Origin of the sequence: Allobosea massiliensis, from assembly GCF_042655245.1 — a bacterium.
In the GTDB taxonomy this organism is placed as follows: domain Bacteria; phylum Pseudomonadota; class Alphaproteobacteria; order Rhizobiales; family Beijerinckiaceae; genus Allobosea; species Allobosea massiliensis.
On record NZ_JBHSLU010000066.1, the window covers coordinates 1 to 3413 of the forward strand.

Here is a 3413-nt window from a genome sequence, read left to right on the forward strand (position 1 = left end):
TCGTCAACGGCCATCCCAATAGCCGCATCGACGAACTGCTGCCCTGGGAATATCCGGCTCAGGCCGCTCTCAGGGATGTGGCCTGAGGACGACGCTTACCGGGAAGCGACAGTATGTCCTGGATCGAGGCCCAAAGCCTGGAGGCGTTTCCACCGGGAAAATCAGCGCGTGCGGTGCCGCTGTCGGGCATCAACAGGGTATCGTGGATGAAGGCGGCATCGCCGATGACATAGGTGATCGAGGCCAGCGTGTGCCCTGGCGAGAATAGGACGTGAGCCTCAATCTCGCCCACCCGGAAGGTCTCGCCTGGTGCGAAAAGCCTGTCCCATTGCGAGCCGTCGGTCGCGAGCGCGGGAAAGCCGTAGATCTCTTTCCAAAGCGCCTGGACTTCGCCGATATGATCTCCGATCGCCGTCGGCGCGTTGGTGCGCTCCTTGAGATAGCCGGCCGCCGAGAAATGATCGGCGTGAGGATGGGTGTCGAGGATCCAGGCCACTGTCAGGTTGCGATTCCTGACATGGGCCAGGATCGCGTCGGCGTTGGTCGTCGCGGTCGCGCCGGATTTCTCGTCGAAATCCAGAACGGGATCGATGATGGCGCACCGCCTCGTCGCCGGACACGAGACGACGTATTGAATGGAAGAGGTGCGCGCGTCGAAGAAGCCCTTGACGATCGGACTGCCGTTCATTCCAGAATCCTCTCGATTAGCAATCGCCATTGGCCCATTGCGTCGAAGACGTGAGCGATCGCGCTAGCGGTGGAGCGGTTGCCGGGCGCACAGATCGTTGCGGATCGCGGTTGCAGCGACTGCAGCATGCCCCATGGCGTAGCTGATCTGGTCGAGACCCTCGACGACGTCGCCCGCAGCATACAAGCCTGGCACATCGGTTCGTTGCTTGGCATCGACGAGCACGCATCCCTGATTGGAGAGCGTCGATCCCAGCCCGACCGCGAGTTTGGATCGGACATCGCTACCTAACGCCGGGTAGACAGCGTCGAAGACACAATTTTTATTGGGTAAAGCGACCGCGATCGTCGCCTCGCGGAGATCGAAGGCCAAACAAGGCCCCGCGAGCAGCTTGATGCCAGCCTTATGGACCCGCAATCGCTGCGAGGCATCGAGATCGTGCAGTCCGTAAGGGGATATCAAGCTCACATCCGCCGTGAAGCTGCGCAGGAACTCGGCCTCCCCGAGCCCACTCGCCGCGGTGCCGATGACGCCGACGCGGCGATCCGTCACCTCGAACCCATCGCAGATCGGACAATAGCGCAGCAAACCGCGCGCCAGTGCCTCGGCGTGCATATCCTCTGGCATGGCAGGCCGGCGGTTCACGACACCGGTTGCCATCAGGACCGTACGGGCACGCAGGGTCAGATCCCCGGCTATTGCAACGAAAAGATCGTCGTCTTTCGTTAACGAGGTCACATTGGCGACCATATGACGGGAACCGTAGCGCGTAGCCTGGGCCTTCATCCGCGCCAGAAGCTCCGATCCCCCTATGCCATCGGGGAAGCCGGCGTGGTTATGGCTGATGGGAATCCAACTTGCCCGACTTTCTGCGCCGTCCACGACCAAAACAGCCAGATGATACCTCGCCAGGTAGATTGCAGCCGTCAGTCCCGCGGGACCGCCTCCGATCACAAGGCAATCCAGCGGATTCGACCCGTAAGCATTGACCCCTGATATGTCATCTCCAGGAGCCGACGCTCCCGTGCTTTGCGGCCCATGCTGGTCCCGCCGCGACCCCGATGTCATATCTGCAAGCTCCCTCGATCCCCGACACATCCCAATAGATAGGATCTCAAGTGGCTAGAGCTTCAACCTCTGCCGCGAGTTTTCTTCGCAAGGGAACAATAGCACCATGCTGACTGTTGCTTTGGTACCTCGAAAGGGAGTTGAAACATGGCACACGAAAAACCCGGCCAGCATCATGACCACCCAGGTCACAAGTCCGGAGATCTCGACGAGCACGGGCACCGCGACAAGTCGGTCTCTGAAAAGTCAGGCGAGCACCACGATCACCCTGGGCACAAGCCTGGAGATCTCGACCAACATGGTCACCGCGACAAGTCCGCGTCTGAAAAGCCAGGCGAGCACCACGATCATCCCGGGCACAAGCCTGGAGATCTCGACCAAGATGGTCACCGCGATAAATCAGCGTAGCCTCGATACGTGTGAGCATACGAAAGCGTCCTTCGGGGCGCTTTTTGCTTGTCTGGCTGCACGATAGTCGCGTACTCTTTCCAACAAATTTCTGTCGCAGGCGAAATATAGTATCTCGTAATCTTGCGGCTAGCGGAGGGCAGACGGTGTCATCGACCGGCATAATTCGCTTGTCCCATCTGATAGCGATGCGGCGCGATCTCGATAAACTGGCAAATAATGTCGCCAATATTGGCACGCCGGGCTTTAAGGGGCAACGCTCCTCTTTCAAGGAACATCTCAAGGAAGCGACCCAATCAGGGCCCGAGCCGAATGCCAACAAATATGTATCCCTCGTCGATACGGGCTTAGCGACCACGGATTTTACTCCGGGTCCTATCGAGTCAACGGGGAACCCCCTCGACGTTGCGATCAAGGGCGACGGGTGGTTTGTCGTGCAGACGCCGGATGGCAATCGCTACACGCGCGATGGTTCGTTTCGCTTGAACAGCTCAGGCCAGCTTGTCACTGCGGTCGGCCATCCCGTCGTGACCTCGAGCGGGGCTTTGACCTTCTCGCCAAATGACCGGAACATTGCGATCGCAAGCGATGGAGCGATATCGACGGCGCAAGGCGTTCGCGGCCGATTGATGGTGGTGAAGTTTTCAAATTCAAGCGACCTCAGTCCGGCAGGCAACAATCTGTTCGACGCTCCAAAGAGCCAACCGGTTCCTGCCGACGCTCGCTTGTCCATCGGAGCGATCGAAAAATCAAATGTCGTGGGCGCGACCGAGATGGTCAATCTCGTCAAACTGACCCGAACATATGAGATGGTTGCCAATATGATGAAAAAAGATGACGACTCAGTAGAAATGCAACGCTTATCAGATACGCTCTAACGTTAATTGGTCGAAGATTCATCGAGGACGTTATAATATCAGCGCCCATCTGGCGTTTGTGTTCCCCACAGAAGACCTTTCACCTGATCGTAGTGCCTGCGCGAGTTGTAGATTTCGGCTTTCAGGCCCAGCGTTTCTGCCGACAGACGGCCGATCGCCGACAGTGCGGTGTATGACGCAACAACACGGTCGCGTTGGGCTGTCACCAAACTAGAGCGCGCGATCACAAGTTCCTGTTGAGCGTTGAGGACGTCGAGCGTGGTCCGCTGACCTGGACACCCGCAAGAACCCTCCGATTTCTGGCGCTCTGATGGGTTCGGTGCAATGTCTGCCTGATGATCGGCTTCGGGCTGCCTGAGGGCCGGCGCTTT

3 protein-coding genes and 2 pseudogenes are annotated in these 3413 nt (G+C 58.6%); 2 read left to right on the top strand and 3 right to left on the bottom strand.

What is annotated here, in order from left to right; translation table 11 throughout:
- Positions 1-88: 88 nt before the first annotated feature.
- Positions 89-676: pseudogene (locus tag ACFPN9_RS20450) on the bottom strand (MBL fold metallo-hydrolase); the annotation flags it as partial.
- Positions 677-751: 75 nt separating this feature from the next.
- Positions 752-1786, bottom strand: a complete 1035-nt coding sequence (locus ACFPN9_RS20455) for an NAD(P)/FAD-dependent oxidoreductase (RefSeq protein WP_377817531.1) — start codon at positions 1784-1786, stop codon at positions 752-754.
- A 76-nt stretch (positions 1787-1862) separates the two neighbouring features.
- On the opposite strand from ACFPN9_RS20455, the gene ACFPN9_RS20460 reads away from it, so the two are divergent.
- Positions 1863-2231: a hypothetical protein gene (locus ACFPN9_RS20460; protein WP_377817532.1), complete on the top strand. Its 369-nt coding sequence runs from the start codon at positions 1863-1865 to the stop codon at positions 2229-2231.
- A 79-nt stretch (positions 2232-2310) separates the two neighbouring features.
- Entirely contained in the window at positions 2311-3042 is a 732-nt protein-coding gene (gene flgF, locus ACFPN9_RS20465) for a flagellar basal-body rod protein FlgF (protein ID WP_156446516.1), read from the top strand.
- Positions 3043-3080: 38 nt separating this feature from the next.
- Here the strand turns inward: flgF and ACFPN9_RS20470 are convergent.
- Positions 3081-3413 (bottom strand): annotated as a pseudogene (locus tag ACFPN9_RS20470) (hypothetical protein); the annotation flags it as partial.

What these genes read in the sequence shown, in the direction of transcription:
- ACFPN9_RS20455 (WP_377817531.1), bottom strand. Translation starts at nt 1,786, where the DNA reads ATGTGTCGGGGATCGAGGGAGCTTGCAGATATGACATCGGGGTCGCGG.
- ACFPN9_RS20460 (WP_377817532.1), top strand. Translation starts at nt 1,863, where the DNA reads ATGCTGACTGTTGCTTTGGTACCTCGAAAGGGAGTTGAAACATGGCAC.